Genomic DNA, 25,438 nt, shown 5'->3' with positions numbered 1-25,438 from the left:
AATTGTTTAGGTATACATTTAGAAGAAGCCCAAAATTTGCTATTATGAAACATGCTATAACATTACTTATTTTATTTCCGCTCTATTTGGTGGCCCAGCCTTATTTAGGGCAAGAACCAGAGATAGAAGTGTTAGAAATGAAAGCGGCGACTTGTGTGCCGGCAAATACCTCTACTTATTTAGAATTGAACAATGTTTCGGCATTGGTGCATACCGCAGGGAACCTGTGGCAAGTAAATGGTCAAAACTTTAGTCATTATGAAGTGCCCAAAAATAGTGGGATTATGGCGCTTTTTGCCTCTGCACTTTGGCTAGGAGGGAAGGACGTAAACGGTCAGTTAAAATTGGCAGCGTTGCGTTACCGTAATGGAAATGATTATTGGACAGGACCATTAACGATAGGAAATGCAACTACAGATTCTGACGTTTGTGAGGAGTATGATAAACACTTTATTTCTTCTCAAGATGAGGTAAGAGAATTTCGTGCATGGTACAATGCAGGATTGAATGATCAAGCCAACGGTACGAATACGCAAAACACACTTTACCCGAATTACGAAGTGCCTAAGTTTATTAAAGAATGGCCTGCACATGGTGATGTTGAAGCAGGGCAAGATTATTACTTGGCACCTTTCTACGATAGAAATGAAGATGGTAATTACGATTGGCAAGATGGAGATTATCCATGGTACGATTTGGATAAATCAATAGATTGTAGAACAGATAGAACAGTTACCATCTTTGGAGATCAAAACTTTTGGTGGGTGATGAATGACAAAGGAAATATTCATACTGAATCTGGAGGTGATCCAATTGGTATGGAGATTAGAGCGCAGGCCTTTTCTTTTTCAACCAATGATGAGGTAAATAATATGACCTTTTACAACTACGAGTTAATCAATAGATCTACGCAAACGCTTTACGATACTTATTTTGGATTGATGATAGATGTTGCACTCGGTGGTCCTTTTGATGATTACGTAGGTTGTGATGTTTCTAGAGGTTTAGGGTATGCCTACAACGGTAATGCTTTTGATCCAGATGTTAGTGGTTTCTTAGGGTATGGAGATGCTCCTCCCGCTATTGGTGTGGATTTCTTCGAGGGTCCTTACCAAGATAATGATGGAATCGATAATGCATTTGGTATCGGTCCAAACGAAGCTTTAAATGGTATAGGATATGGCGATTCGATTATAGATAATGAGCGTTTCGGAATGAGAAGATTCTTGTACTATAACAATTTAGGAGGAGGTGCAGATGTAAATACAACTGATCCACAAACAGCTATAGATTATTACAATTACTTAAGTGGGTATTGGAAAGATGGTACTCGTTTTACTTATGGAGGAAATGGTCACTCAAGTGGTGGAGGAAACCCTAACGTTGAGGCAGATTTTATGTTCCCGGGAGATACAGATCCTTTAGGATGGGGAACTGGTGGTAACCCACAGCCAGAATGGACAGAACAAACTGCCGGTAACCCGCCGTATGATAGACGATTTGCACAAAGTGCCGGACCTTTCGTGCTTAAGCCTGGAGCGGTAAATAACATTACAATGGGAGTTGTTTGGGCGAGAAGTGGTCAGGCAGATCCTTTCGCTTCTGTGGTAAGTTTGCAAAAGGCAGATGACAAAGCACAAGCATTATTTGAAAACTGTTTCAAGGTAATTGAAGGTCCACACGCCCCAGATATGAGTGTGCAAGAGTTAGAGAATGAATTAGCCTTCACATTAGAAAACCCTACTAATTCCAACAACTTCAACGAGGGATATAGAGAGGTAGATCCATTTATTGCAGGAGCTGATTCCTTGGATAAAGTTTACCGTTTCCAAGGGTATCAAGTGTATCAATTATCAGGGAAAGATGTTTCCGTTTCTGACTTAGGAGATATAGATAAAGCACGTTTGGTGTTCCAATGTGATATTAAAGATTCTGTTTCACGTTTGGTGAATTTTGAATTTGACAATGATTTATTAGCAGCTGTACCGACAGAGAAAGTGGTTGGTGCTGATGAAGGAATTAGACACAGTTTTAGCGTAAAGGAAGATATGTTTGCTGCTGGGGCTTCAAAGTCTTTAGTGAATTTTAAGCGTTATTACTATATGGCAATAGCTTATGCATATAACAATTACAAGACTTATACTCCAAATGATGCGAGCGCTTTAGACGGTCAACAAAAACCCTATATAGCGTCTCGAAAATCAGCGATAGGTGAGGTGCGAGTGGTAGAAGGTATACCGCACTTGCCTACACCAGAAGCGGGAGGTACTATTGCCAATGTTGGATATGGATTTGAATTGCCAATTACGCGTATTGATGGTATGGGGAATGGTGGTCGTGTGCTAGATCTAAGTGCAGAAACTAAAACTGAAATTCTCAAAAAGAACAAGGTTGATAAAATAACTTATGCAAGTAATGGAGGTCCTGTGGCTGTGAAAGTAGTTGATCCTTTAAATATTAAGGAAGGAGATTTTGTGATGTATTTCCACGAAGATGAAAACGGGGATTTAGACCAAAGTAATTGGACGATTATTGAAACAAATTCGGGTGACTCTATCTCTTCTAATAAAAGCATAGATGTCTATAACGAACAATTGTTGCCAGAATGGGGACTGTCTGTTAGTCTTGAGCAAACTGCATATGTTTTTGCCACAGCACAAGTGAAATATACAGCTCCGTTAGAGGCCACTTTAACGTTTAAAGATTCAAGTAAGAATTGGTTGATCGGATTACAAGATAATGACAGCTACTCTCCAAACAATTGGATAAGATCGGGTACTTATGCCCCAACAGCTGCAGATTGTAACCCGAATGCAGGAATTAACAACCCATGTAATTACGCAGATGCCATAGGAATAGATCCGGAAAAAACATACACGAATTTATTAGATGGTATCGTTGCTCCTTTCGGTTTAGTTGGATCAGAAGCTGAAGGTATGCCTATTGGAGATGTGGGGAATTATTCGATTTCTGGAGCACTTGCCTCAACGCAGGTGGGGAGAACAAAAAGTGTTGATATCATTTTTACAGACGATAAAAGTTTGTGGACGAAATGTCCAGTTATTGAAACGGGTAGAGATCAAGGCTTGAATCAAAATCAAGGACAGCCGTTTGCCTTGAGAAATAGTCCATCATTGGATGAGAATGGAAATGAAATTGCAGGGTCTACTGGATTTAGTTATTTCCCTGGTTATGCCATCGAAATAGAAACAGGTAAGCGACTCAACATGGCCTTTGGAGAGAATTCTTTCCTTGCAGGTGAAAATGGTAATGACATGCTATGGAACCCTACAAGTACCACATATACGAATTTAGGAGTTCCAAAATTAGGGGGGATGCATCCTGTATTTGTATTTTCTGCGGACATGTATAACAATGGAGCAAGTTATTATACGGGAGATATGTCTGCCTTTGAAGAAAATATGAACTACAGTAATACTTCAGGTTCAAAGGTTACCAATTTCTATAGAAGTATCATGTGGGTGATGTATCCTTTATTGAATGAAGGACATACCTTGTTGGAAAGTGAAGCAACCATGCGTTTACGTGTGAATAGAAAATACGAAGAGTACACAGCTACCGGAGATAATAACAGTTTGCCTCTTTACGGGTTTAGTACACGTAACTTTATAACAGAAGTGAACAATACAACAGCATTGGCAAATGTGTTGGATCAAATAAATGTAGTGCCTAATCCGTATTATGCCTTTTCAAAATATGAGGCTGATAAATTGGATAAGCGTGTGAAGTTTACAAATTTACCGGAAAGATGTAACATCAGAATTTACAATACTTCGGGTAGGTTAGTACGTTCAATTCGCAAGGATAACCCACTAACTTTTACAGATTGGAACTTAACCAATGCTGCGGGAATTCCTGTTTCCTCGGGTACTTATATTGTACATATCGAGGTTCCTGATGTGGGCGAAACGGTATTGAAGGCTTTCATAACCATGCGTCAACCAGATTTAGAAAATATTTAACATTTGTTTAGAAATAAAAAATAAGAAACCGCTCAATACTGCGTTATCATGGTGTAAGTTAAAGCATATAATTTACAGCGTTAACACGCTTAAAAGAGTTGAGTTAGGTTTCATAAGTAGTAGTGTTAAAGGGTGGAATTTGAGTTCCACCCTTTATTGTTTCTATACTTGATCTAAAATATCTACATTAAGTCTAAATTTTAAATCCAATCCTATGAAAAACATCCTTCTAATTGTCTTATTGAGTGTGTTGTCTGTTCAATCTAAAGCTCAAAATTTAAGTATACCAGAGAACCCAAAGCTAGAAGTAGCAGAGGACTATAAAAAGTATGAAGATCTTGTACTGCGTTGCGTATCGTATTTATATGATAACCCTGTAAATGTGAATGGAGAAAAGAGACTGGAATGCATGAGCTTTCTTGTAAAATGGATGGACGGAGCCCCAAATGTTACGGTTTTTATACATGCAGAACTCGTGGATATGAAGGAGTTTGAAGTGATGTTTGCCTATATGGGTGCTTTCGTTGAATATGCCCTTGGTCATGAAGACGCAGATGAGTTAAAGATCATTAGCTATGCGGTGAAAAAGAGTGTGTCCATGTATGAGAAAAATGAAGACCATCTCAAAAAAGGTAAAGTGATGAGGAAGTTATTAAGAGCGAAAAAGAAGGGGAAGCTGGATAGTTACATTAAAGATGTTTACCGATGATAAGTTGTGCTCCTCAGTGGTAAAACTATTATCATTTTTGAAGATGATATTTATCATTTGTAATCTCTTGTAATTCAAGTTGCTTAGTACTGAATTAAAACGAAGAAATAAATGGATATGGAAATAGTTGACATCAACCAAGGAGAAATCAAGATAAATTTTAATAATCCAACCACGGAAAAAGTTTCACTGGCAGATTTAGGGCTAAGTAACGAAGAATTGCATTTTGAATCAGGTCATATACGTATGGTGTTTGATTTTGAAAACATTGATAATTTAGAATATTTCAGTGTACCTACCTTAGAATTTACCTACCAAGAAGAGATGAAAGAAACGCATTGGCAATGTGATTTTAATAACACTACAATTTTAGATAAACACGATCATCACGGACGCTCTACGGTAGTGTTGTTGAATAGAAAGAAAATGAAAGATTTAGAGCAAAGACACGAAAATCAGTTGGTTTTACATGCTGAGTTCCCTAAAGCAGTACATGTAGATCCTACGAAATCTTTTGTGAATTTGTTTAAATCCTAAGTTGCCTTTTACAAATAAACCCGAGAAGACCTCCTTGTTTAAGGAGGTCTTTTTTGTTTACAAAGTTGGAGTAAAGAAAAGTTAATTCACAAGAATAAACCAACAAAAAAGAGGAGATGATTACCTTTTACCTCGAGGTGTCTAGAAGTCTTTATTTTCAAAGAAAGTACAGCAATTGTATTACTTAAGTGGTTTGCTCAATTTCATTCCTTAAAATATTTAAGTTTACCACCCTTTTCATTATCTTTGTACGCTTGTTTTAGAGGGAAGTAGGAGTTGATTCGAATTGAAAAGCTTTGCACCCTCCGGAATTAAAGGGGAAAAATTTTAACGCCCCCATTATTATTGAAAAATAGAGGATGAAGAATATACGTAACTTTTGTATTATCGCGCACATTGACCACGGTAAGAGTACTTTGGCCGATAGGTTATTGCAAACCACTGGAACAATCTCTGATAGAGAGATGACAAACCAGGCGCTAGATGATATGGATTTAGAGCGTGAGAGAGGGATTACCATCAAAAGTCACGCGATTCAAATGAATTACAACTATAAGGGAGAAGATTATGTCTTGAACCTTATAGACACTCCAGGTCACGTAGATTTCTCTTACGAGGTTTCACGTTCTATCGCAGCATGTGAAGGAGCCTTGTTGATTGTTGATGCATCTCAAGGTATTGAGGCACAAACGATCTCTAACCTTTACTTGGCCTTAGAGCACGATTTGGAAATCATTCCCATTCTAAACAAGATGGATTTACCAGGTGCTCAACCTGAAGAAGTTACAGATCAAATTGTTGAATTGATAGGATGTGATCCTGATGATGTTATTCCTGCATCGGGTAAAACTGGTTTAGGGGTAGACAAGATTTTAGAGGCAATTATCGAAAGAATTGAAGCGCCTAAAGGAGATCCTAATGCGCCATTACAGGCCATGATTTTTGATTCAGTATTTAATCCGTTTAGAGGGATTATTGCTTACTACCGTATCATGAATGGTAGCATCAAAAAAGGAGAGAGAATTAAATTCGTAAATACAGGTAAAAACTACATCGCAGATGAGGTGGGAGTTTTGAAAATGGATTTATCTCCTAAGAAAGAAGTAGGTACAGGAGATGTAGGTTACATCATTTCAGGTATTAAAGCAGCCAATGAAGTAAAAGTAGGAGATACTATTACTTCACTAGAGAACCCTACGGATAAAGCAATCAAAGGATTCGAAGATGTGAAGCCCATGGTATTCGCCGGTATTTACCCCGTAGATACAGATGATTTTGAAGAATTGCGTTACTCTATGGAGAAGTTGCAATTGAATGATTCATCGTTGGTGTTTGAACCAGAATCTTCGGCAGCATTAGGTTTCGGTTTCCGTTGTGGATTCTTAGGAATGTTGCACATGGAAATTATCCAGGAACGTTTAGAAAGAGAGTTTAACATGACAGTAATTACTACTGTTCCTAACGTATCTTACTACTCGTACATGAAGAAAAACCCGGAGGAAAGGTTTATCGTAAATAATCCATCTGAATTGCCAGATCCAGCGGCAATGGATAGGATTGAAGAACCTTTTATCAAAGCTCAGGTAATTACAAAATCAGAATATATTGGTCAGGTAATGACCCTTTGTATAGAGAAGCGTGGTGAATTACAAAACCAGGTTTACTTAACACAAGATAGAGTTGAAATTACATTTGAAATGCCCTTGGCGGAGATTGTATTCGATTTCTACGATAGGTTAAAATCTGTATCAAGAGGTTATGCTTCTTTCGATTACTTCCCAATTGGGTACAAAGAGTCAGATTTGATCAAATTAGATATCTTATTGAACCACGAACAAGTGGATGCTTTATCTGCATTGGTTCACCGTTCAAATGCTTTCGATTTAGGTAAGAAAATCTGTTTGAAGTTGAAAGAATTAATTCCACGTCAGCAGTTCGAGATTCCTATTCAGGCAGCAATTGGTGCTAAAGTAGTTGCGCGTGAAACGATCAAAGCTTTGAGAAAAGATGTTACCGCGAAATGTTACGGGGGAGATATCTCAAGAAAGCGTAAGTTGTTAGAAAAGCAAAAGCAAGGTAAGAAACGTATGCGTCAGGTAGGTAAGGTTGAAGTGCCTCAAGAAGCATTCTTAGCCGTATTGAAATTGAACGATTAAGCGCAATATAAACAGAAGAAGAATGAGTGAAGAAAAAAGAACAGAGTTAGAAAAGCTTGGTGAGTTTGGTTTAATTGACCAGTTGACGAAGGATTTTAAATCTACTCAAACATCAACTGTTTACGGTGTGGGAGACGATGCCGCAGTATTGGAGAAAAACGATAAGGAGTATACCCTTATTTCTACCGATACATTAGTGGAAGGAGTGCATTTTAACATGATGTACATGCCTTTGAAACACTTGGGGTATAAATCGGTTGTGGTTAACTTATCGGATATCTACGCGATGAATGGTACACCGGAGCACATCACAGTGAGTTTAGCGGTTTCTAATCGCTTTCCTGCTGAAGCTTTGGAAGAAATTTATGCAGGTATACGCACAGCATGTGAAATGTATAACGTGGATTTAGTAGGTGGAGATACAACTTCTTCTCTTTCGGGATTGATGATTAGCATCACAGCTGTAGGTTCTGTAGCCAAAGATAAAGTGGTCTACAGAAACGGTGCAAAAGAGAATGATCTTTTGGTGGTAAGTGGAGATTTAGGAGGCGCGTTTATGGGTCTTCAAGTCTTGGAAAGAGAGAAAGAAGTTTACAAGGCGAACCCTAATATTCAACCTGATTTAGATGGTTTTGATTACTTATTAGAACGTCAATTGAAGCCTGAGGCGCGTAAAGATGTTGTGAAATTCTTAGAAGAATTAGAGGTGAAACCAACTTCTATGATAGATATTTCAGATGGTTTAGCATCAGAGATTATGCACTTGTGTAAGGCGAGTAAAGTAGGGTGTAATGTGTATGATGAGAAAATTCCTATTGACGGAAAAGTAAGTACTACAGCGATTGACTTTAATGTAGATCCTGCAACCGCAGCCTTAAACGGTGGAGAAGATTATGAGTTGTTGTTTACGGTCGCTCAAGAAGATTACGATAAAATTAAAGGAAACCCACATATGACTGTTATTGGTCACATGACGGATGCAAATGCAGGAACATATTTCATTGATAAGCAAGGAGCCACTATTGAGTTGAAAGCTCAAGGATGGAATCACTTTAAGAAGGACTAGTTCTAAAAAGCTTAATAAAGGAGAGGCCCGACAGTTATGTTGGGCTTTTTTTATGGCATTTCCCCGAGTTGATCTCGGGGTCGCGTCATCCATTATACTCCTCTCCCGATTTAAATCGGGTTGCGGGGTGCCATTACTACCGCTAATGCGGAGTTTTATCAAATATTCTATGATTATGGTAAAGGGTATGCAGATTCCTTCTATTTTTAAGGTGAATTTAAAGCTTATGAAAACACTTAAAATCACATTAGTAGCTGCCGTTTTAGCACTTTCATTTGTGCAATGTAACAAGGTAAATAGATGTAAAGGAGAAGTTTGTACACAAGATTTGGGTGCAAATGAAGCAGCAGGAGATGTAACAGAGGCCAAAGGTACTTACAGTTTTGAGTACAAAGCAATGGCGAACGGTGGAGATTTCTCTTCAGGAATGACGGCTGACTTCTATGTAAGTAAAGACAACCAATTGGTAGTTGCAGCTGACGGAAGATGTGTTACCTTGGAAGGACCACATAAAAAGAGCAGCACGGAAGTAGTATTTAAAGATGATTGCGAATACTATTGTTCCTTCAAAACGAAAATATCGGGTAGTGAGCTTACTAAAATTACAGTACTCAATGCTATAGGAGAAGTTTTAGGGGTGTTTGAATAACACCCTTTTTTTATGCAATTAATTTATTGTATACTTCTTTTCTGATTTGTGGCATCGGTTTGTTTTTTAACTTAGAAATAATCCAACTTTCAAAATCAAAATACTCCAAAGCACTCTTTTCAAAATCATCATTTTTAATTTCTTTGATCTCTAAGAGTACTTTTTCTAAGAGTTGGTGTTCTTGAAATTTATCGGTACTCTTGGCAATCTTATTTAAATATTTCAGGAAGATTGTTTCGAATTTAAAGCTTCTATTGCGCGATTTTAAGAAACGTTGAGTGTTCTTTATCGCATAAGGCAATAAGTCTTGATGTTTAAGCTCTAAATGTATCATTAGATCGACAATCTGAACGAAAGCATTGAGGTCTTCTTTTTGATCCAATTCTCCATTGTTTAAGATGGAATTGATCCACTCTAAAGCGGTATGGTATTGTTCCAGGCTGAAATAAGCAACGCCTAGTTTAAAGCTAAGGTGAGATTTTCGAAGAGGGGATATCTTATTCCCATACAGAGCAAGTCCTTTTTGTATGCCTTCAGAAAGTCCTACAGCTTCTTCAAATTTCCCTTGATGAATCAAGAGTGTGAGCTCTATACTATTCACACTGCTGAAGAGCTTAATTTCTAAATCGCGTGTTAAATCAATTTTGTAAACCTTCGGGAAGGTTTTGAGCTCCTTTAAATAGTCAATAGCCTTCTTGTAATTCCCCAGCTTACTTTCAATGTATATAATGTTCGAAAGCGCAGAGAAATAAACGTTTGGTTCTTGTTTAATTCTGCTTGGATTATCCTTGTATTGCTCAATGATTTTATCGAGGTGAATCAAGGAGTTTTCTAAATCATTGGAAGCAAAATAAGACGCGCTATAAATATGATGGGTAAGGTAATCTGAGTCAAAAGAATGTGCTTCCTTAGAGGAAGATTTAGTTAACTCCTGGGTGAGTAAATTATAACGTTGTAATTCTTCAATTGACCTTGCTTTACCTTTGTTATTTAAAAGGAGGAAGAGCTCACTTTTTAATTTCCATAGCTGTGAGTAATGGTTCAGTTTATCGAGGTATTCACTGTCTTCTTTCAGCGTTTTATTCAGATCAGACGAGTCAATATTATGATAACCCTCCGTTTCAATTAGTTTCTTATACCTGTTGTTAATTTCAACAAGAAGTCCGTATCTATCGTGTTTTTTGGCTAAGCGTTCTGCACTAAGTAACTGCTTTTTACAGTGTTTGTACAAACTCTTTTTATAGAGTATTTCTGCCCCATGTAATAACCTGTAAATACTTGCGTCTATAGACGAAGAGCTGTGGTAAGCGTCAAGCGCCTTCATGATGGCTTCGTACAATCGATTTTTAGTAATAGAGAATTTATTCAGAAATGTCTCTCCTTTAAAATGCTTAAAAAGAGCCGCTTCATCATATTCGTCTTGAGAATCTATGTAGTCAAAAAGCGTAATATAGTTGTTCTGTTCTCCGATAGTGTGGCGACTAGATATGATTTTGAAATATCTTTTTTCGGATTTAGAAAGGCTTTTGATAAGTTCGTGTATACTATTAGATGCAGTTTTAGACATATTAACTAATTGAGGTAATTCGATTTGTAACGCATTTCAGATTGCCAGGTTTTAAGCTAGTTGATCTGATCACCCCCTAATTTATAGTAAAATAGCCATGTGTATTAATGTAAACTTTTGACCGGTAGCTTTTATTGATTGAAATGTATGGACAAAAAAAATCCCAACTGAAAAGTTGGGATTATAATTTTATCGTGTTAATTCTAGTTCTTAGAATTTAAAGCTTCTAAATCTTCTTCAGATTCAACATCTGTTTCATCCTCATCATTATCTGGATCTGTAATGTTGTCGTCTTCATCATCTGCTGCACCTGGAGTAACAACATCATCTGAAGCACCTCGTGTAGTCATCGTAACTTCACTAGGTCTATCGTTAGGAACAATAACCTCTTTCTGACATGCCGTAGCAGCCATAAGTAAAAGCGCGAGTATGAATATATACTTTTTCATTTATTCAGTTCTTTGATAAGAATACTAAATCCAAATATACAATGTTAATCCCGAACAGACAAATTATTGTTTTCTATTCTTATCCAAACGCTAGTTCCTTTGATTGAACCGTCGTTTTCATTGATTTGCTGTGGCCCGGTTAATTCAATATTTCTATCTGTCAGCTTTTTAAGTATTTCTATACGCTTAGATGTGATCTCCATACCGTGAGAATTATGATCTCCTTCAAAGCTTACTTTATTTACCTTACTCACGTCAATTCCAACTCCATTGTCAAAAATTTCTACAACAAAACTGTTTTCACGTTTATTAATGTTTACCTGTATGTGTCCCTTGTCGTCATGACGTGGCAGTACACCGTGTATGATACTGTTCTCTACGAAGGGTTGTAATAACATGGCTGGAACATCTATTGATTCTAGATCTATATTTTCTTCTATGTGGATGCTGTAATCAAACTTATTGGTAAAACGCATGCGCTCCAAGTCCATATATAACTTTAAACGCTCCATTTCATCGGCTAACTTTACAAGTCCATTCTTTTCATGTGAACTGTCCAGGTTTTTTCGAATAAGTTTGGCAAAACGAGTTAAGAATCTATTCGCACTTAATTTATCGTTAGCATTTATATAATACTGTATTGAATTTAAAGAGTTAAATATGAAGTGACGATTCATGCTCGCGTTAAGAGACTGTTGTTCTAATCTGGCTAGTTTCGTGCGCGACTCTAACTGTTCTTCATATTGTTTACGAGCAATCTTCTTTTTAATACGCACATTGTTAGCGTATAAGATGCCCAATACGATTAGTATCAATAATAGAATGATACTGGTGATGAACCATGTTGTAAAATAGTAAGGACGCAATATGGTAAAGCGGAAAGATTTTATCTCACTTTCTTGACCATTGATACTCTTGGCTTTAATCAAAAGGGTATAATCTCCAAAGTTTAGGTTGGGAAAAGTAATGGTTGAAGCCTCATCTAAAGGCGTCCATTTTAGAGAGTCTTCAGAAACCAATTGGTAGGAGAACTCAACCCCTTTTGGATTAGAGTAGAAAAGTCCATCTAGCCTTATATTCAATCCGTTTAGTTTGTAGGGCAGCTGTAAGTTAACCGGTAAACCTAAAGGAGTAATAGAGTCACAATATGTACTAATGTCTTTATCGGTTTTTGTCAGTTTAATCTCACTTATTTGTACCAAAGGACTCGCCTTCGTAAATATGGCATCTTCCTTATTAAGGTCTAATTTCATTAAACCACTTGCTGTTCCAAACCAGAGCTGTTCTTTACTATCAATATATACAGCATTGATGTTGGCTTCAAGGTCAATCAGTCCTTCATTTATACCGTAATGTTTGATGCTGTGGGTGTGAATGTTGTAGCGGTAAAGTCCGTTATTCGTTCCTACGTAAATGTAGTGTTTATAGGTTTCAACAAAGAAAGTGAAACTCGCTCCTTTGTTATTGTCGAGTTCTATTTCAACCAAAGAGTCTCCTTGAACAAGGAATAGACCCTGTTCGGCTCCCAGCCATAGGTTGTTGTCAGCATCCTTTCGAATGGAGGTAAATGAATAATCTTCTTGGTGAATGATTTCTTTGGCTTGTGAACCTTGCACTCTATACAGACTCTTTTTTCCTAACACATAAATGTCATCGTTTATTTGCGCAAAGCCTTTTACATTAAGGTTTTTTTGAATCAGAGATGAGTCTATGTAAACACTGTCTGCAACAATTCTAGAGAAACCGTCTTTTCCTCCTGCTAATACGGTATTGCTATCCGAAAGTAAAAACAGGGCAGTTATTTTAGCACTCGGTAGTTTATTTTTTCCTTTATACCTTTTCCAAAAATCTTCAGATTTATCGTGCCAATAGATTCCTTTATTGGTCCCGAAAAATATGTCGCCATTTTCTCGTTCTACCGAAGACCATACAAATCCATCCACAATATGAAGGAAGGCTGTGTTTGTGTCGTTGATCCAATGCGTAAGTTCTGCGTCAAAAGTTGAGAAAAAATACTCGCCAGATTGAGTTTCTAATATGGAGAGCACTAGGTCAGAGGATAGGCGTTCGTCTTTTTTGAAATAGGTGAATGCTTCTCCAGAAAAGCGCAATAATCCTTTTCCACTACTTCCCAACCAGAGGTTGTCTTCTCTGTCAATAAATACGGCGTTAATGTCGGGGGTTTCTAATCCGTTTTTGTCTGTAAGTCTTAAAGATTTATTTGTAGCTAAATTGATTTGGGTAACACCTGACAGGGCATAACACCAGAGTTTGTTGTTTTTATAAAGTACTCCTCTAAACTTTGTGTTTGAAACGTAGAGACTTTTGAGTTGAGATGATTTGTATTGATAAATATGTCCGTTGTAAGCTGATAAATACAAAGTTTGTTTACTCTTTGATATACCAGTGAAAGATATTTTAGTGTCGTAAACAAGTGTGTCCAAAACTCCGTTTTCTTGTACAGAGAAAAGTCCTTTTCTTGCTGCTAAATACAATTGATTTTCAAATACGGTTAGGTCTCGTATGTATTGTGGACTTTGTTTTATGCGTTCAAATTGATTGTCAACCAGTTTGTACAAGCCTCCTCCGTTAGTTGCAATGAATATTTCATTTTTGAATTTTTGAATAGCCGTTACTTTTGTGGTTTTGGCCGCATCCGGTAGTGCTATATGAATAAAGCTTCTGTTGTCTCCTATACTCACTCCTCCTTCGTGTCCAACATAAAGACGGTTATCAATGAACTCAATAAAAGAGTTTCTATTATTGAATAGTCCATTCTCCGTATTGAAAGTCTCAAACTTAGTTCCGTTAAACTTGGCTAAACCACCAAAAGTGGCCACCCATAAATAACCGTTGTTATCTTGGGTGATGTCAAAAACTTGAGATTGCGGTAGTCCTTCTGAAGCGCTATACTTTATATAACTGTAATTCTGAGCAGAAGCACTTACTAAAAAGCCTAAAAGAAAGAAGAGAAAGCAAAGGTGTTTCATTAATGTTTTCCTTTCAATAGTTTGAGGAAAGCAGATACTCTATTTCTGGCTACCGGTAAATGTTTTCCATCTTTTAATACTGCAGTATGTCCGTCTTCATTGAGATATTCTACAAGTTCATTTAAGTTAATGATGTAGGATTTGTGTACACGGTAAAATTTATCAGGATTTAATATCTCTTCGTAAATTTTTAAAGTTCGCGTGTCTAAATACCTTTTCCCATTGGTGAAATATATTGTGGTACAATTTCCACTTGCCTCTAAGTAAGAGATGGTATCGTCTTCAACTATTTTTAGTCCTTTGGTATGACTAATTGCAATTCGGTTATTGAATTGACTTGAATGGATTTGATGCGATAAGTTTTTAATCGTATCGTAATAGGTGTCCATTCCATCAGGAGTTGATTTGTACAACTTACTAGAATCAATGATCTTTTCAACGGCAGCTTTTAAATCATCAATATCTATGGGTTTTAACAGATAGTGAATTGCATTGGCTTGGAAAGCGCGAATGGCAAAATCTTTAAAGGCGGTTACAAAAACAACTAAAAAATCTCTGTTTTCAATTTCTTCTAACAGTTCAAAACCTTCAGAACCACTTGGCATTCTTATGTCTAAGAAGAGTACATCTGGTTTAAGTTCTTCAATTTTTTCTTTGGCTTCTTTTTTATTGGCAGCTTCTCCTAAAACTTCTATTTCTGGACAAAATTCCTCGAGTAACATTACGAGGTTTTTCCTAGCCATTTCTTCGTCGTCTACAATTAAAGCTTTAAGTTTTGTCATAGTTTGATTTTATGTAATAAAGATAATTTTTTTTCCTAGAAAGGCTCATTTTCACCACTAATACTAAGGATTTACCGTTTAAATGAAAATCTTCACTTTTGAATCAATCAACTCCGCTACTAACAAGTTTGGCAGAAATTAAACCGTGCTTATTCCTTAATTTGCATAGTGTTAGCAATTTTTAGCTACACCATTAAACGCTGTTAAAACTTAAAATTATGATTACAACATTACATGTAGACCCTATTCGAATTTGGATATTTAATGACAACGGGAATTAATCTTCCCGTTTTTTTATGTCTTTAAATACAAGCTCTAAACTTTCCAAAAGTTCATCAGGTGTTTCTATAAATGGCATATGAGCAGTGTCAGGAATACTTAAATAAGTTCCACCAACTTCAGAGCACCAATCTTGTAAAGCACGATGTTGCACTAAAACATCATCTTCCCCATCTATACAATAGATTTTAGTCTTTTTCGCCTCCTCTATTAGGGTAGTGGCATAATTTTCTCTTGCACGCATGGCTAAAGTTGTATGCTGAATGGCTTCTGTTGGAAGTTTTTCAGCATCATCAATCAAGCTGCGAATTTCAATATCGTGATTCGACGGATACATAAACAAACCTGGAATGGCTTGTTGTAAAAAGCTGCGTTTTTTTGTTTTCAGCAGTTCTACCAAGCGCAACCTATTTTCCTTTCTAAACGGTGTGTCTTCAAAAGGATGTGAGTTTAACAGACAAATAGAACTTGGAGGAGTAAGGCTTTTTAAAAGCTCTAATCCTATATAGCCTCCTAAACTATGTCCAACAACTGCATAGTTCGTAAACCCTAAACTTTGTATTAAATCGGCAACAGGTTGTGCAATAGATTGCATTTCATCTTTTAAGGGATGATTAGCTGAATTACCATGACCCGGTAGATCTATGCTTATAAATTGGAAACCTTCGAAACTCTGTCTGATTTCCTTCCACATGGTTTCGTCTTCTAAGAAACCATGCAACAAAAGAACAGGATAACCGTTGCCAGTTATCCTGTAGTATAAACCTTTATGTGTTAACATAATTAGTCGTTCATTATAGATTCAATTTCTTCAATCTCAATAGGAATGTCTCCCATTAAGTTCAATGGTGCTTGACCTTCTCTCACTACTAAATCATCTTCTAAACGAATTCCAATGTTTTCGTTAGGGATGTAGATTCCTGGCTCACAAGTAAAGACCATATTTTCTTGGATAGGTTCAGTCCATAAACCTAAATCGTGTGTATCTAAACCAATGAAGTGAGAAGTACCGTGCATAAAGTATTTCTTGTATGCTGGCCAATCTGGGTTTTCATTTTTAACGTCAGTTTGGTCTAATAAACCTAAACCGAGTAATTCTGAAGTCATTAACTTACCTACTTCTTGATGGTATTCTCCAAGCATAGTTCCAGGAACTAATAATTGCTCTGATGCTTTCTTTACACGCAAAACAGCGTTGTAAACATCTTTTTGTCTATCTGTAAATCTTCCGTTTACTGGGAAAGTACGTGTAAGATCAGAACAATAGTTGGCGTATTCTGCACCAAAGTCCATCAAAATTAAATCACCGTCTTTACACTCTTTGTTGTTTTCAATGTAGTGTAAAACACAGGCGCTTTTTCCAGAGGCAATAATTGGTGTGTAAGCAAAACCTTTCGAACGATTTCTTAAGAATTCGTGCATGATTTCAGCTTCCAATTCGTACTCCATAACACCTGGCTTCAATGCTTTTAAAACTCTGTGAACACCTGCTTTAGTGATGTCACAAGCCTTTTGCATAAGGTCTAATTCTATAGGGTGTTTAACACTTCTAATTTTGTGCATGATAGGAGCACTCTTTCTCACTTGGTGAGCTGGGAATTGAGCGACCACATTTTTGTTGAATCGTTTTTCGTGCGTCTCAACTTCTGTTTTTGCTCTTGCGTGTTCGTTTGTATTTAAGTAAATAGTGTCTGCTTCCGCCATCATTTGCTTAAAGATGGTTTCAAATTCATGACGCCAGTAAACTGTCTTGATTCCTGAAGTTTCAAAAGCAGCTTCCTTTGTTAATTTCTCACCTTCCCAAACAGCAATGTGCTCATTTGTTTCAGTTAAGAATAATACTTCTCTAAATTTTTCAGTCTTTGCGTTAGGGAAAATTACAAGAATACTGTCTTCTTGATCAACTCCTGATAAGTGGAAAATATCTCCCGATTGCTTAAATGGTAATGTGCTGTCTGCTCCAGTAGGGAAAACATCGTTAGAAGTGAATGCTGCTAATGCATTTCCTTCCATATGTTGTGTAAATCTTTTTCTATTCGAAATGAAAAGTTCTTTGTCAATTCTATCGTACTTCATTGTTGTGTTTTTAAGAATGCTCGAAGATAATAATTTGTGGGAGAATTTAAGTCCGTAAATACGTTACGACCTACTCCTGCATATTTGTATCATAAACTTAAAAACGGCACAAAATGAGAGCAGTATTTCAACATGTAAAAGTAAACTACATTTTAATTGAAGATGGAGATAAAGAAGCAACAGTAGACGCTATCATCTTGCAAAATGGGGAAGAGGTGGAAACAAAGTTCTTTATGAATCTTTCAGATTTGAATGTAATGTTTAACAAATTTCAAACGCTAGGAGTAGAGATTTCTTTGAGTGAAAACTTCCAAGCCTACGAAACGGATAATGGCTTTTTGTACACACTTGACATGAAAAAATACGGTTGGGAAGACGTTTGTGTGGAAGAGTTAAGTTTTGATCACAGCATTAAACAAATACGCGCATAATGAAAATAATTACAAAAGTAGAAGATTTAAGTAGATCGGAGATGATCTATATCTATCACCATATAAGTGTGGGGAAAAGTTTAGACTTGCTTGAAGTAGAGAATAATCCATCAAAATTTATTGTGATGTACAAGGGCTTTAATTTGGGATATATTTTATTGCCTTCGAGTTTGAACTTGATGGAACAGCAACTTAAAAAGTTGAAAGCAAAAGTGAGTCATTTTACCAAGAAAAAATTTATGCCCATCCAAGGCTTAGACATAGAATTGAGCTGTAATGAAGCTTGAGTGAATGGTTTTGTAGCAAGTTAAGCAACCTTTCTTATATTTATCCGTACTTTTATTGAGACTATAATTATAGAAACTAAGAAAAATGAAATACGCATCACTCATTCTATCACTAACTGCATTATTGGTGGTTACCTCTTGTGCAAAACCAGAAATTATTCCTGCGCCAGATAATAAAATAGAGTACAGAGCACACTTCAAGGCTTTGGTTAATGGCGCTGAAGTAGAATTTACAGAGCACGTAGAAGATTACTTTTGTGAGACAGAAAAATTAGTAGATACTATTCCAGGTATTCCGAATAGTGACAGTTCTTTCTGTGTTTACTACTCGCAAATTAAATCAGAAGATCAAAGCATTAAACAAAGTGTAGGTATAGGATTAGGATGGTTAGAGTTCAATCCAACAATTACTTCAACGCCAGCTTTAAATCAATTCAATGAGTTTTTTGAGGAGAGTCCAACCTACGATTTTGTAACACTTGCTCAAGAAGGAGTTCAGGTTGTTTATATAGATGAAACTGGAAAAGTATGGACTTCCGAAGATGGAGGTGCTGGTGAGACTTTTGAAATCGTTGAAATGGAACAAGTTTCGGATGAAACAGGAGATTATTTAATCTTTACGGCAAACTTTTCTTGCCAATTGTATTTCTACGATGCGAACGGAAATCAGACAAGTATAACGATTCAAGACGCGGTTTATGACGGGGTCTTCAAACGTTAAGATTTAGATAAGTTTATATTAAAAACGACTGTTTCTTTCGAATCAGTCGTTTTTTTTTTAAATTACATTGAAATTGGACGTATGAGCAGGCAACTAAAAATAGCAATCATAGGTGATTTTAACTTTACGTTTAATTCACATCACGCCACGAACATGGCTATTGAGCATTCTGAACGCTTGCTAGAATTAGAGGTGAGTTATTACTGGATACGAATCAAAGAAGCTTCTGAAATGAAAAAGAATGCTTTTTATGATTACGATGGAATTTGGTTTGCACCTGGAGATAGTGAATCCATATTTTACGTTACGAATATCTTGCACACCGTAGTTCAACTAGAAATCCCTGTATTGATTACCGGAGAAGCCTTCAAACCCTTCATAGATTTACTCATTGCTAACTACAATTTAAATCCAAATAAGGAGAAGTTGATTTCAGAAAATCTAGTGGATGGAAATAGATTTGAACCCATTGAAGTGTACCCGGTTTCTCCTCAACTTCAAAAATTATATGCTGCCCATACCCGACAAGAATTAAGTTCATCGCGTTATAGTCTTTACCCTAGCCTTATTAATTATCTCAAGGATGAAGTAATAGATATTGAGGCGCTCAATCAATTTGAAGAACCTGAAATCATCTCTTTGAAAAATCACAATTTTTGTGTCGCTTCCATGTTTTGTCCGCAAATCTGTAGCACACGCGAAATGCCCCATCCACTAATCACCGCTTTTTTCAATATCTCCCATCAACTCAATCAAAAAGTTCAGCCAAAAATCGGCTAATTAGCATCCTTTAATCTTTGGATTTTACCGTTGGTAGAAAATATGCATGCCAAGGAAACTTTTTTTGTGTAAAAAGTTTCTAGTGTAATTTATGTGTGTACATTTGCACCATGGAAGAGAAGAAATTAGAATTGATTGATCAGATTTCTAAGGTTTTCATGCATTACGGAATAAAAAGTGTTACCATGGATGATTTAGCCAATAAGCTAGGTGTGTCTAAGAAAACGCTCTATGTTTACTTTAAAGATAAAAAGGATATGGTGCGTCAAATGGTGATTGCAAAAACACAAAAAGACGCCGAGTTTTGTTTGACCGCCAAAGAAGAATCTGAAAATGCAATTGCAGCCTTCCTTACCATTACCTCTTACGTATTAAAGAAAATTAGAGAAGTACACCCTTCTGTGTTTTTCGATATGCAAAAGTATCACAACGATGCTTGGCAAATATTGGAAGAACACAGGATTGTTTTCATTCATCAATTATTGAAAGAAAATATGGTAAGAGGAATGAAAGAAGGAGTTTACAGGGATGACCTCAATCTTGAGATTATGCCTCGTTTGTTTATCGGTAGGTTTGATAGAGCATTTGACCCGAAAGCATTTCCTCCCACTGAATTCAGTTTTGAGGAAGTCTTTAATGAGATGCTGATTTTCCACTTACGTGGTTTAGCAAACGAAAAAGGATTGAAATATTTACAAGAACAGTTAAAAAAAGAAGTAAATGATTAAACGAGTAACAGGTGTTGCCCTATTGTTTATCACGAGTTTCTTACAGGCTCAAGAAGAAAAAACGAGTTTTAGTCTGTACGAAGCACAGAGCTATGCATTAGAGCACACAGAAGCAATTAAAAATGCTCAATTAGACATTGAAGCAGCCAACCAAAAAGTGGTTGAAACAAGGGCTATCGGATTACCTCAAGTGAATATGCAGGGTGGCTTTCAGAATTTTTTGAGCTTACCTGTTCAGGTAGTAGATGGAGCTTTTATCGGTCAACCTGGTACAACGGTTTCCTTCAGAGCAGGAACAGAATACAATCTTTCGGGAGGACTATCTGTTAGTCAATTAATTTTTGACGGAAGTTACATTGTAGGGCTGCAAGTGAGTAGGTTGTATAAAGAGTTTTCTGTTGCCGCAGCTGAGGTATCTGAAGAAGAAGTTTTGTACAATGTTACTAATGCTTATCAAATGGCCTTGATTGCGCAGAAGAATAAAGCGTTTGTAGATTCTCTTGTAGAGGCTACGCAGACCTTGTTTGATCAACAAAAGAACTACTACGATTTGGGATTGATGCAAAAAGAAGACCTGGATCAGTTAGAGTTCTCTTTGTTAAATGCGAAAACGAGTCAGGAAAGTGCAAACAATCAATTGAAAACGTCTATGGAATTGTTAAAGATGACCATGGCTTTTCCTTTTGATCAGGCGATAAGTCTAACAGATGATTTGAGTGTATTGTTGAATCAAAGTTTTGCACTATCGGCAACAGAGGGTAACATAGAAGATAACTTAAACCTACAAATGTTGGAGCGCCAGAAAACATTGAATGAATACAATGTTAGAAATATGAAGGCTGCTAACTTACCAAGATTAGGAGCTTCTTTTAACCAGCAGTATAATGCCTACAGAAATGAATTTAACTTCTTTGATAGCGATAAACAATATTTCGGACAAACTGTATGGGGAATACAATTAACCATACCCATTTTCTCAAGTGGTTCGCGTTCAGCTAAAACGAAGCAAGCGATTGTTGAGGTGAAAAAGGCAGAGAATCAAATCGACCAATTGAAGCGTCAACTCGAATTTCAAGAGATGAAGCTCCGCAATGATTTCAACAATGCTAAAAACATGTTGATGTTGCAGGAGAAAAATGTTCAGTTAGCAAAAGCAATCTATGAAAACGCTTTGGCGAAAAAAGATATAGGTGAAGGGAATAGTATCATCGTTTCTCAAAAATATAGTCAACTTATTAATGCGCAAACACAATACGTTTCCGCATTAGTGAATGTGTTGAATGCGCGTTTAGAGATAGATAAACTTTACCACAAATTAGTTAAATAAGAAATTTACATAAGTAAGATAAAGAAATGAAAAAGTTCAATTTTTTAGTAGTAGCTGTATTAGGAGTAGCGGTTGCTGCTTGTAATTCTCCTATGGGATCTTTAGAAAAACTAAAGGAAGAAAAGGCGGAATTAAAAGAAAAAATCAAAGAACTAGATACGAAAATTGCCGCTTTAGACACGGTGAAGGATTATGTATATCCTTTGGTGGAGTTTGGTGTGGCGCATACTGGTAAGTATGTGCACCAAATTTCTGTGCAAGGTGCTGTTGAAACAGATAAAGACGCCTTGATCAATGCCGAAACAGGAGGGGTGATCCAAAAGATTTTAGTAAGAGAAGGACAAAAGGTTTCTAAAGGTCAAACCCTAGTAACGCTTGATGCTGAGATTTTAAGTAGTTCCATCAACGAAGTAAAAACATCCTTGTCTTTTGCAGAATACATGTTGGATAAGCAAAAGCAATTGATGGAGAGAGGAGTAGGAAGTGAGTTTGAATTGAAACAAGCCGAAAATCAGGTAAACAGTCTTCGTTCTAAATTAGAAACTTTAAGCGCACAGCGTAAGCAAGCGAGTGTAACAGCTCCTTTTAGTGGTGTGGTAGATAGAATTTTCCCAAAAGAAGGGGAAATTGCAGGACCACAATCACCATTGGTACGCCTGGTAAATAATGATGAAGTACGTATTACAGCAGATATTTCTGAAGGTCACTTAACGGCAGTAAATCTTGGTACGCCTATCGAAGTGTACGTTCCTACATTGAAAGATACTTTCGATATGGAGGTAACGGCAAAAGCAAATTACATTGAGCCTACCAACAGAACGTTTAGAATTCAATCTTCATTGAAAAACAATGAACAGTTGTTGCCGAACATGGTAGCAGAATTGCACATTACAGATATGATATTGGATTCAGCTATGGTAGTTCCAGCTCAAGCCATTCAGAAAACTCAACAAAATGAGTCTTTCTTGTTTGTTGCTCAAGACAATGGTGACGGTACTTACAGTGTGAATAGAGTGTATTTAGAGGTAATCAGTTCTTTCCGTGGTCAATGTGCTGTAAATATCCTATCTGGAGGATTAAAAGATGGTGATATAGTAGTTGCGAAAGGAGCAAGAGGTATTACAGAAAAAGACTTGGTAAAAGAAAAGATATAGGAAAATGGACGATAAAAAATTTAAAGTTTTTGGATTGTCTTCTTGGGCGGTAAACAACCGTAAAACTGTTTTCTTAATTATGATGATTATCATCATTGGGGGAATGGGTGCATATACTTCTATGCCGAAAGAAAACTTTCCAGAATTACAGATCCCTGAGATTTATGTAGGAATTGCCAAGCCAGGTTCTTCTCCAGCATACATGTCAGAGAAAATAGCAGAAGCTATTGAAAAAGAAGTGGCCAGCATTAAGTATTTGGATGAAATCAATTCGAATTCTATTCATGGTTACACTACTTTGAGTATCAAGTTCGATTTTAAAATGGAAGCGGCAGATGCACTTACTAAAGTGAAAGATGCCATCGATAAAGCGAGGTCTAAGACAGATTTCCCAGATCTTCCGGTAGAACCCAATGTGTTTGAATTGGACCCGGCTCAAATGCCGATTATGAACATCAACTTACGTGGAGATAACCCGGTGTTGTTGAAAGAAACAGCTGAAATTCTGGAAGACATGATTGAAGATCTACCAGAAATAAACGAAGTTGATATTCGTGGAGTGCAAGAGCAAGAAATGCGTATAGAAGTGGATCGTTTGAAAGCTGAAGCTGTAAACGTTACTTTGGATGACATTGAAAGAGCAGTATCTTCTGAACACCAAATAATTTCAGGTGGTGAAATTTTAATGGATGGATGGAGAAAAACCTTACGTATTGATGGTGAGTTTGATAATGCGCAGCAATTGGCTAATATTATCGTAAAACAGGATGAGTTGATGCCTGTTTACTTGAAAGATGTAGCCGAGGTTTATTTTGGAAATGCAGATACTACTTCTTACGCCAGAGAATTTGGTGTACCGGTGGTAATGTTGGATGTGAAAAAGCAAGCAGGTGAAAACCTATTGGAAGCATCCGAAAAAATTGAAAAAATCTTGGCTGACTGTAAAGCCGATAAAACAATTTCTCCAAGTATCGCAGTTTCTATAGCAAACGACCAGTCTGATAAGACAAGAGATATGGTTTCTAACCTAGAGAACTCTATCATCTTCGGTATTTTATTAGTGGTTATTGTATTGTTGTTCTTCCTTGGAGGTAGAAATGCTATGTTCGTAGGGGTGGCAATTCCTCTCTCTATGTTCATGTCTTTCCTCATCCTTTCTGCAATGGGAGTTACCTTAAATGTGATGGTGCTTTTCTCTCTAGTACTTGCACTAGGAATGTTGGTAGATAATGGTATTGTGGTTGTAGAGAACGTTTACCGTTTCATAGACGAAGAAAAAATGGACCCTTTCAAAGCCGCTATTTATGGTGTCGGTGAGGTTGCTTGGCCTATTATTGCTTCAACTGCAACAACCTTGGCAGCTTTTATTCCTTTGGCAATTTGGCCAGGAATGATGGGAGAGTTTATGAAATATCTACCCATTACCTTAATGATTGTTTTAGGTTCGTCTCTTTTCGTTGCCTTGGTAATTAACCCTGTGTTAACAGCCTTATATATGAAGGTTGAAGAAGACAAGCCGAATACTAAGAAATCATTGGTAACAGCTTCTATATTTATTGTTTTAGGACTGCTATCCATCTTTGGAGGAGCTGTGGCTTTTGGTAACATTTTAGCCTTGGTGGGTATTACTATTTTAGTAAACATGTTTGTCTTTGTACCGGGAACAAAAACTTTCCAGAACAAATTCTTGCCAAAATTAGAACGCATGTACAAGCGTTTTCTAGAGTTTGCTTTGAGAGGAAGAAACCCTGTTTTCTTTATTGTCGGTACAATATTGATGTTGGTTATTTCTATAGCTCTTGTGGGTGCCTTTCAACCTAAAGTTGTGTTTTTCCCAGAAAACCAACCGAACATGGTGCATGTTTATGTGAGTCACCCTATTGGAACAGATATTAAGGTAACGAACAAAACTGTTGTTGAAGTTGAAAAGCGTGTAAACGAGTTGTTACAGCCTTATTATGCTGATACAGCAGGGAAGCCAAAAGATGCTCAGCTTATTCAATCTGTAATTACGCAGGTAGGTGAGGGAGCTACGGACCCTAATGATATGTCTAGTATGGGATCTACTCCTCACAAAGGAAAAGTAACGGTGAGTTTTGCTGAATTCCAATACAGAGATACGATAGAAACTTCTAAGATTTTAAAGGAAATCCAAGAGGGAATGAAGGGGCAGTTTACTGCAGAGATAGAAGTAAGTGTAGATAAAAACAAAGACGGACCACCGTTACCTCCTGCAATTAATATGGAAGTAACCGGAAAAGGTAATTACAAGGATGTAATTATTGCCGCTACTGAGATTAAAAATTTCTTGGATCGTAAAGCGGTTCCTGGAGTAGATAAATTAAAGTTGAATGTGGATGCTACACGTCCTGAGATTCCGATTGTTGTAGATAGAGATAAAGTAAGAAAATTAAATTCTTCAACTACAGCTGTAGGTATGGCAATTCGTAAAGCCTTGTTAGGGCAAGATATCTCAACCTATACGAAAGATGAAGAGACTTATGATATCGTAGTAAGGTTTAAAAAGGAAGACAGAGATAATCTTGATGCTTTATTGGACCAGAAATTGATTTTTAGAAATAATAAAGGTCAGATTTTACGTATTCCCATTCGAAGTGTTATCGAAGATCCAAAAGAGAACATTTCATATACCGCGGTGGTAAGAAAAGATCAAGTGCCTATGGTAGTTGTGTCGTCTAATACCGCTGAAGGTTATAATGGAAATGAAGTTGTAGAGGAGTTGAAGAATGCCATGAATGAATACGTG

Annotated in this window: 20 protein-coding genes; 14 read left to right on the top strand and 6 right to left on the bottom strand. The window is 36.8% G+C overall.

Going from position 1 to position 25,438, the window contains the following annotated elements; genetic code table 11:
* Nucleotides 1–44 precede the first annotated feature (44 nt).
* From R3333_RS00550 to R3333_RS00525, 6 genes are all read left to right on the top strand, one after another.
* Nucleotides 45–3,983, top strand: coding sequence for a T9SS type A sorting domain-containing protein (locus tag R3333_RS00550; protein ID WP_318956623.1), 3,939 nt, complete (start codon nucleotides 45–47; stop codon nucleotides 3,981–3,983).
* A 214-nt stretch (nucleotides 3,984–4,197) separates the two neighbouring features.
* Nucleotides 4,198–4,692, top strand: coding sequence for a hypothetical protein (locus R3333_RS00545; protein ID WP_318956622.1), 495 nt, complete (start codon nucleotides 4,198–4,200; stop codon nucleotides 4,690–4,692).
* Between the two features lie 111 nt (nucleotides 4,693–4,803).
* The gene (locus tag R3333_RS00540; protein WP_318956621.1) at nucleotides 4,804–5,229 is read left to right on the top strand and encodes a hypothetical protein; all 426 of its coding nucleotides are present in this window, start codon (nucleotides 4,804–4,806) and stop codon (nucleotides 5,227–5,229) included.
* A 359-nt stretch (nucleotides 5,230–5,588) separates the two neighbouring features.
* Nucleotides 5,589–7,385 carry a translation elongation factor 4 gene (gene lepA, locus R3333_RS00535; RefSeq protein WP_318956620.1) on the top strand — a complete coding sequence of 599 codons (1,797 nt, stop codon included), beginning with the start codon at nucleotides 5,589–5,591 and terminating at the stop codon, nucleotides 7,383–7,385.
* Between the two features lie 22 nt (nucleotides 7,386–7,407).
* On the top strand, nucleotides 7,408–8,451 hold the full coding sequence (gene thiL / locus R3333_RS00530; RefSeq protein ID WP_318956619.1) for a thiamine-phosphate kinase: 1,044 nt from the start codon (nucleotides 7,408–7,410) through the stop codon (nucleotides 8,449–8,451).
* A 226-nt stretch (nucleotides 8,452–8,677) separates the two neighbouring features.
* Nucleotides 8,678–9,100 carry a hypothetical protein gene (locus R3333_RS00525; RefSeq protein WP_318956618.1) on the top strand — a complete coding sequence of 141 codons (423 nt, stop codon included), beginning with the start codon at nucleotides 8,678–8,680 and terminating at the stop codon, nucleotides 9,098–9,100.
* Nucleotides 9,101–9,110: 10 nt separating this feature from the next.
* On the opposite strand, the gene R3333_RS00520 is transcribed toward R3333_RS00525, so the two are convergent.
* From R3333_RS00520 to R3333_RS00495, 6 genes are all read right to left on the bottom strand, one after another.
* The gene (locus tag R3333_RS00520) at nucleotides 9,111–10,667 is read right to left on the bottom strand and encodes a hypothetical protein (RefSeq protein WP_318956617.1); all 1,557 of its coding nucleotides are present in this window, start codon (nucleotides 10,665–10,667) and stop codon (nucleotides 9,111–9,113) included.
* 203 nt (nucleotides 10,668–10,870) lie between these two features.
* Complete coding sequence (locus R3333_RS00515) at nucleotides 10,871–11,116, bottom strand: hypothetical protein (protein WP_318956616.1); 246 nt, start codon at nucleotides 11,114–11,116, stop codon at nucleotides 10,871–10,873.
* A gap of 44 nt (nucleotides 11,117–11,160) precedes the next feature.
* A complete protein-coding gene (locus R3333_RS00510; RefSeq protein WP_318956615.1) occupies nucleotides 11,161–14,106 on the bottom strand; it encodes a two-component regulator propeller domain-containing protein in 2,946 nt (981 codons plus the stop codon).
* Complete coding sequence (locus R3333_RS00505; protein ID WP_318956614.1) at nucleotides 14,106–14,888, bottom strand: LytTR family DNA-binding domain-containing protein; 783 nt, start codon at nucleotides 14,886–14,888, stop codon at nucleotides 14,106–14,108. The genes R3333_RS00510 and R3333_RS00505 overlap by 1 nt, the downstream gene beginning before the upstream one ends.
* A gap of 277 nt (nucleotides 14,889–15,165) precedes the next feature.
* Nucleotides 15,166–15,948 carry an alpha/beta hydrolase gene (locus R3333_RS00500; protein ID WP_318956613.1) on the bottom strand — a complete coding sequence of 261 codons (783 nt, stop codon included), beginning with the start codon at nucleotides 15,946–15,948 and terminating at the stop codon, nucleotides 15,166–15,168.
* A 2-nt stretch (nucleotides 15,949–15,950) separates the two neighbouring features.
* On the bottom strand, nucleotides 15,951–17,243 hold the full coding sequence (locus tag R3333_RS00495) for an aminopeptidase P family protein (RefSeq protein ID WP_318956612.1): 1,293 nt from the start codon (nucleotides 17,241–17,243) through the stop codon (nucleotides 15,951–15,953).
* A gap of 113 nt (nucleotides 17,244–17,356) precedes the next feature.
* Here R3333_RS00495 and R3333_RS00490 point away from each other — a divergent pair, with 113 nt between their 5' ends.
* The 8 genes from R3333_RS00490 to R3333_RS00455 all read left to right on the top strand — a co-directional run.
* Nucleotides 17,357–17,674 (top strand): hypothetical protein, encoded by a 318-nt coding sequence (locus tag R3333_RS00490; RefSeq protein WP_318956611.1) that lies wholly within the window; start codon nucleotides 17,357–17,359, stop codon nucleotides 17,672–17,674.
* The gene (locus R3333_RS00485) at nucleotides 17,674–17,961 is read left to right on the top strand and encodes a hypothetical protein (protein ID WP_318956610.1); all 288 of its coding nucleotides are present in this window, start codon (nucleotides 17,674–17,676) and stop codon (nucleotides 17,959–17,961) included. The genes R3333_RS00490 and R3333_RS00485 overlap by 1 nt, the downstream gene beginning before the upstream one ends.
* A gap of 85 nt (nucleotides 17,962–18,046) precedes the next feature.
* Nucleotides 18,047–18,682, top strand: a complete 636-nt coding sequence (locus R3333_RS00480; RefSeq protein WP_318956609.1) for a hypothetical protein — start codon at nucleotides 18,047–18,049, stop codon at nucleotides 18,680–18,682.
* Nucleotides 18,683–18,763: 81 nt separating this feature from the next.
* Nucleotides 18,764–19,462 carry a hypothetical protein gene (locus R3333_RS00475; RefSeq protein WP_318956608.1) on the top strand — a complete coding sequence of 233 codons (699 nt, stop codon included), beginning with the start codon at nucleotides 18,764–18,766 and terminating at the stop codon, nucleotides 19,460–19,462.
* Nucleotides 19,463–19,572: 110 nt separating this feature from the next.
* Entirely contained in the window at nucleotides 19,573–20,190 is a 618-nt protein-coding gene (locus R3333_RS00470) for a TetR/AcrR family transcriptional regulator (protein WP_318956607.1), read from the top strand.
* Nucleotides 20,183–21,517, top strand: coding sequence for a TolC family protein (locus tag R3333_RS00465; protein WP_318956606.1), 1,335 nt, complete (start codon nucleotides 20,183–20,185; stop codon nucleotides 21,515–21,517). Before R3333_RS00470 ends, R3333_RS00465 begins: the two co-directional genes overlap by 8 nt.
* 26 nt (nucleotides 21,518–21,543) lie before the next feature.
* Nucleotides 21,544–22,671 (top strand): efflux RND transporter periplasmic adaptor subunit, encoded by a 1,128-nt coding sequence (locus R3333_RS00460; protein ID WP_318956605.1) that lies wholly within the window; start codon nucleotides 21,544–21,546, stop codon nucleotides 22,669–22,671.
* A gap of 4 nt (nucleotides 22,672–22,675) precedes the next feature.
* A partial coding sequence (locus R3333_RS00455; protein ID WP_318956604.1) for an efflux RND transporter permease subunit occupies nucleotides 22,676–25,438 on the top strand: 2,763 nt, incomplete at its 3' end.

It is taken from the genome of Lishizhenia sp. (assembly GCF_033720595.1).
Taxonomy (GTDB): Bacteria; Bacteroidota; Bacteroidia; order Flavobacteriales_D; family Crocinitomicaceae; genus Lishizhenia.
The sequence above is the reverse complement of the archived record's forward strand: the minus strand, read 5'-3'. Positions and strand labels throughout refer to the sequence as shown.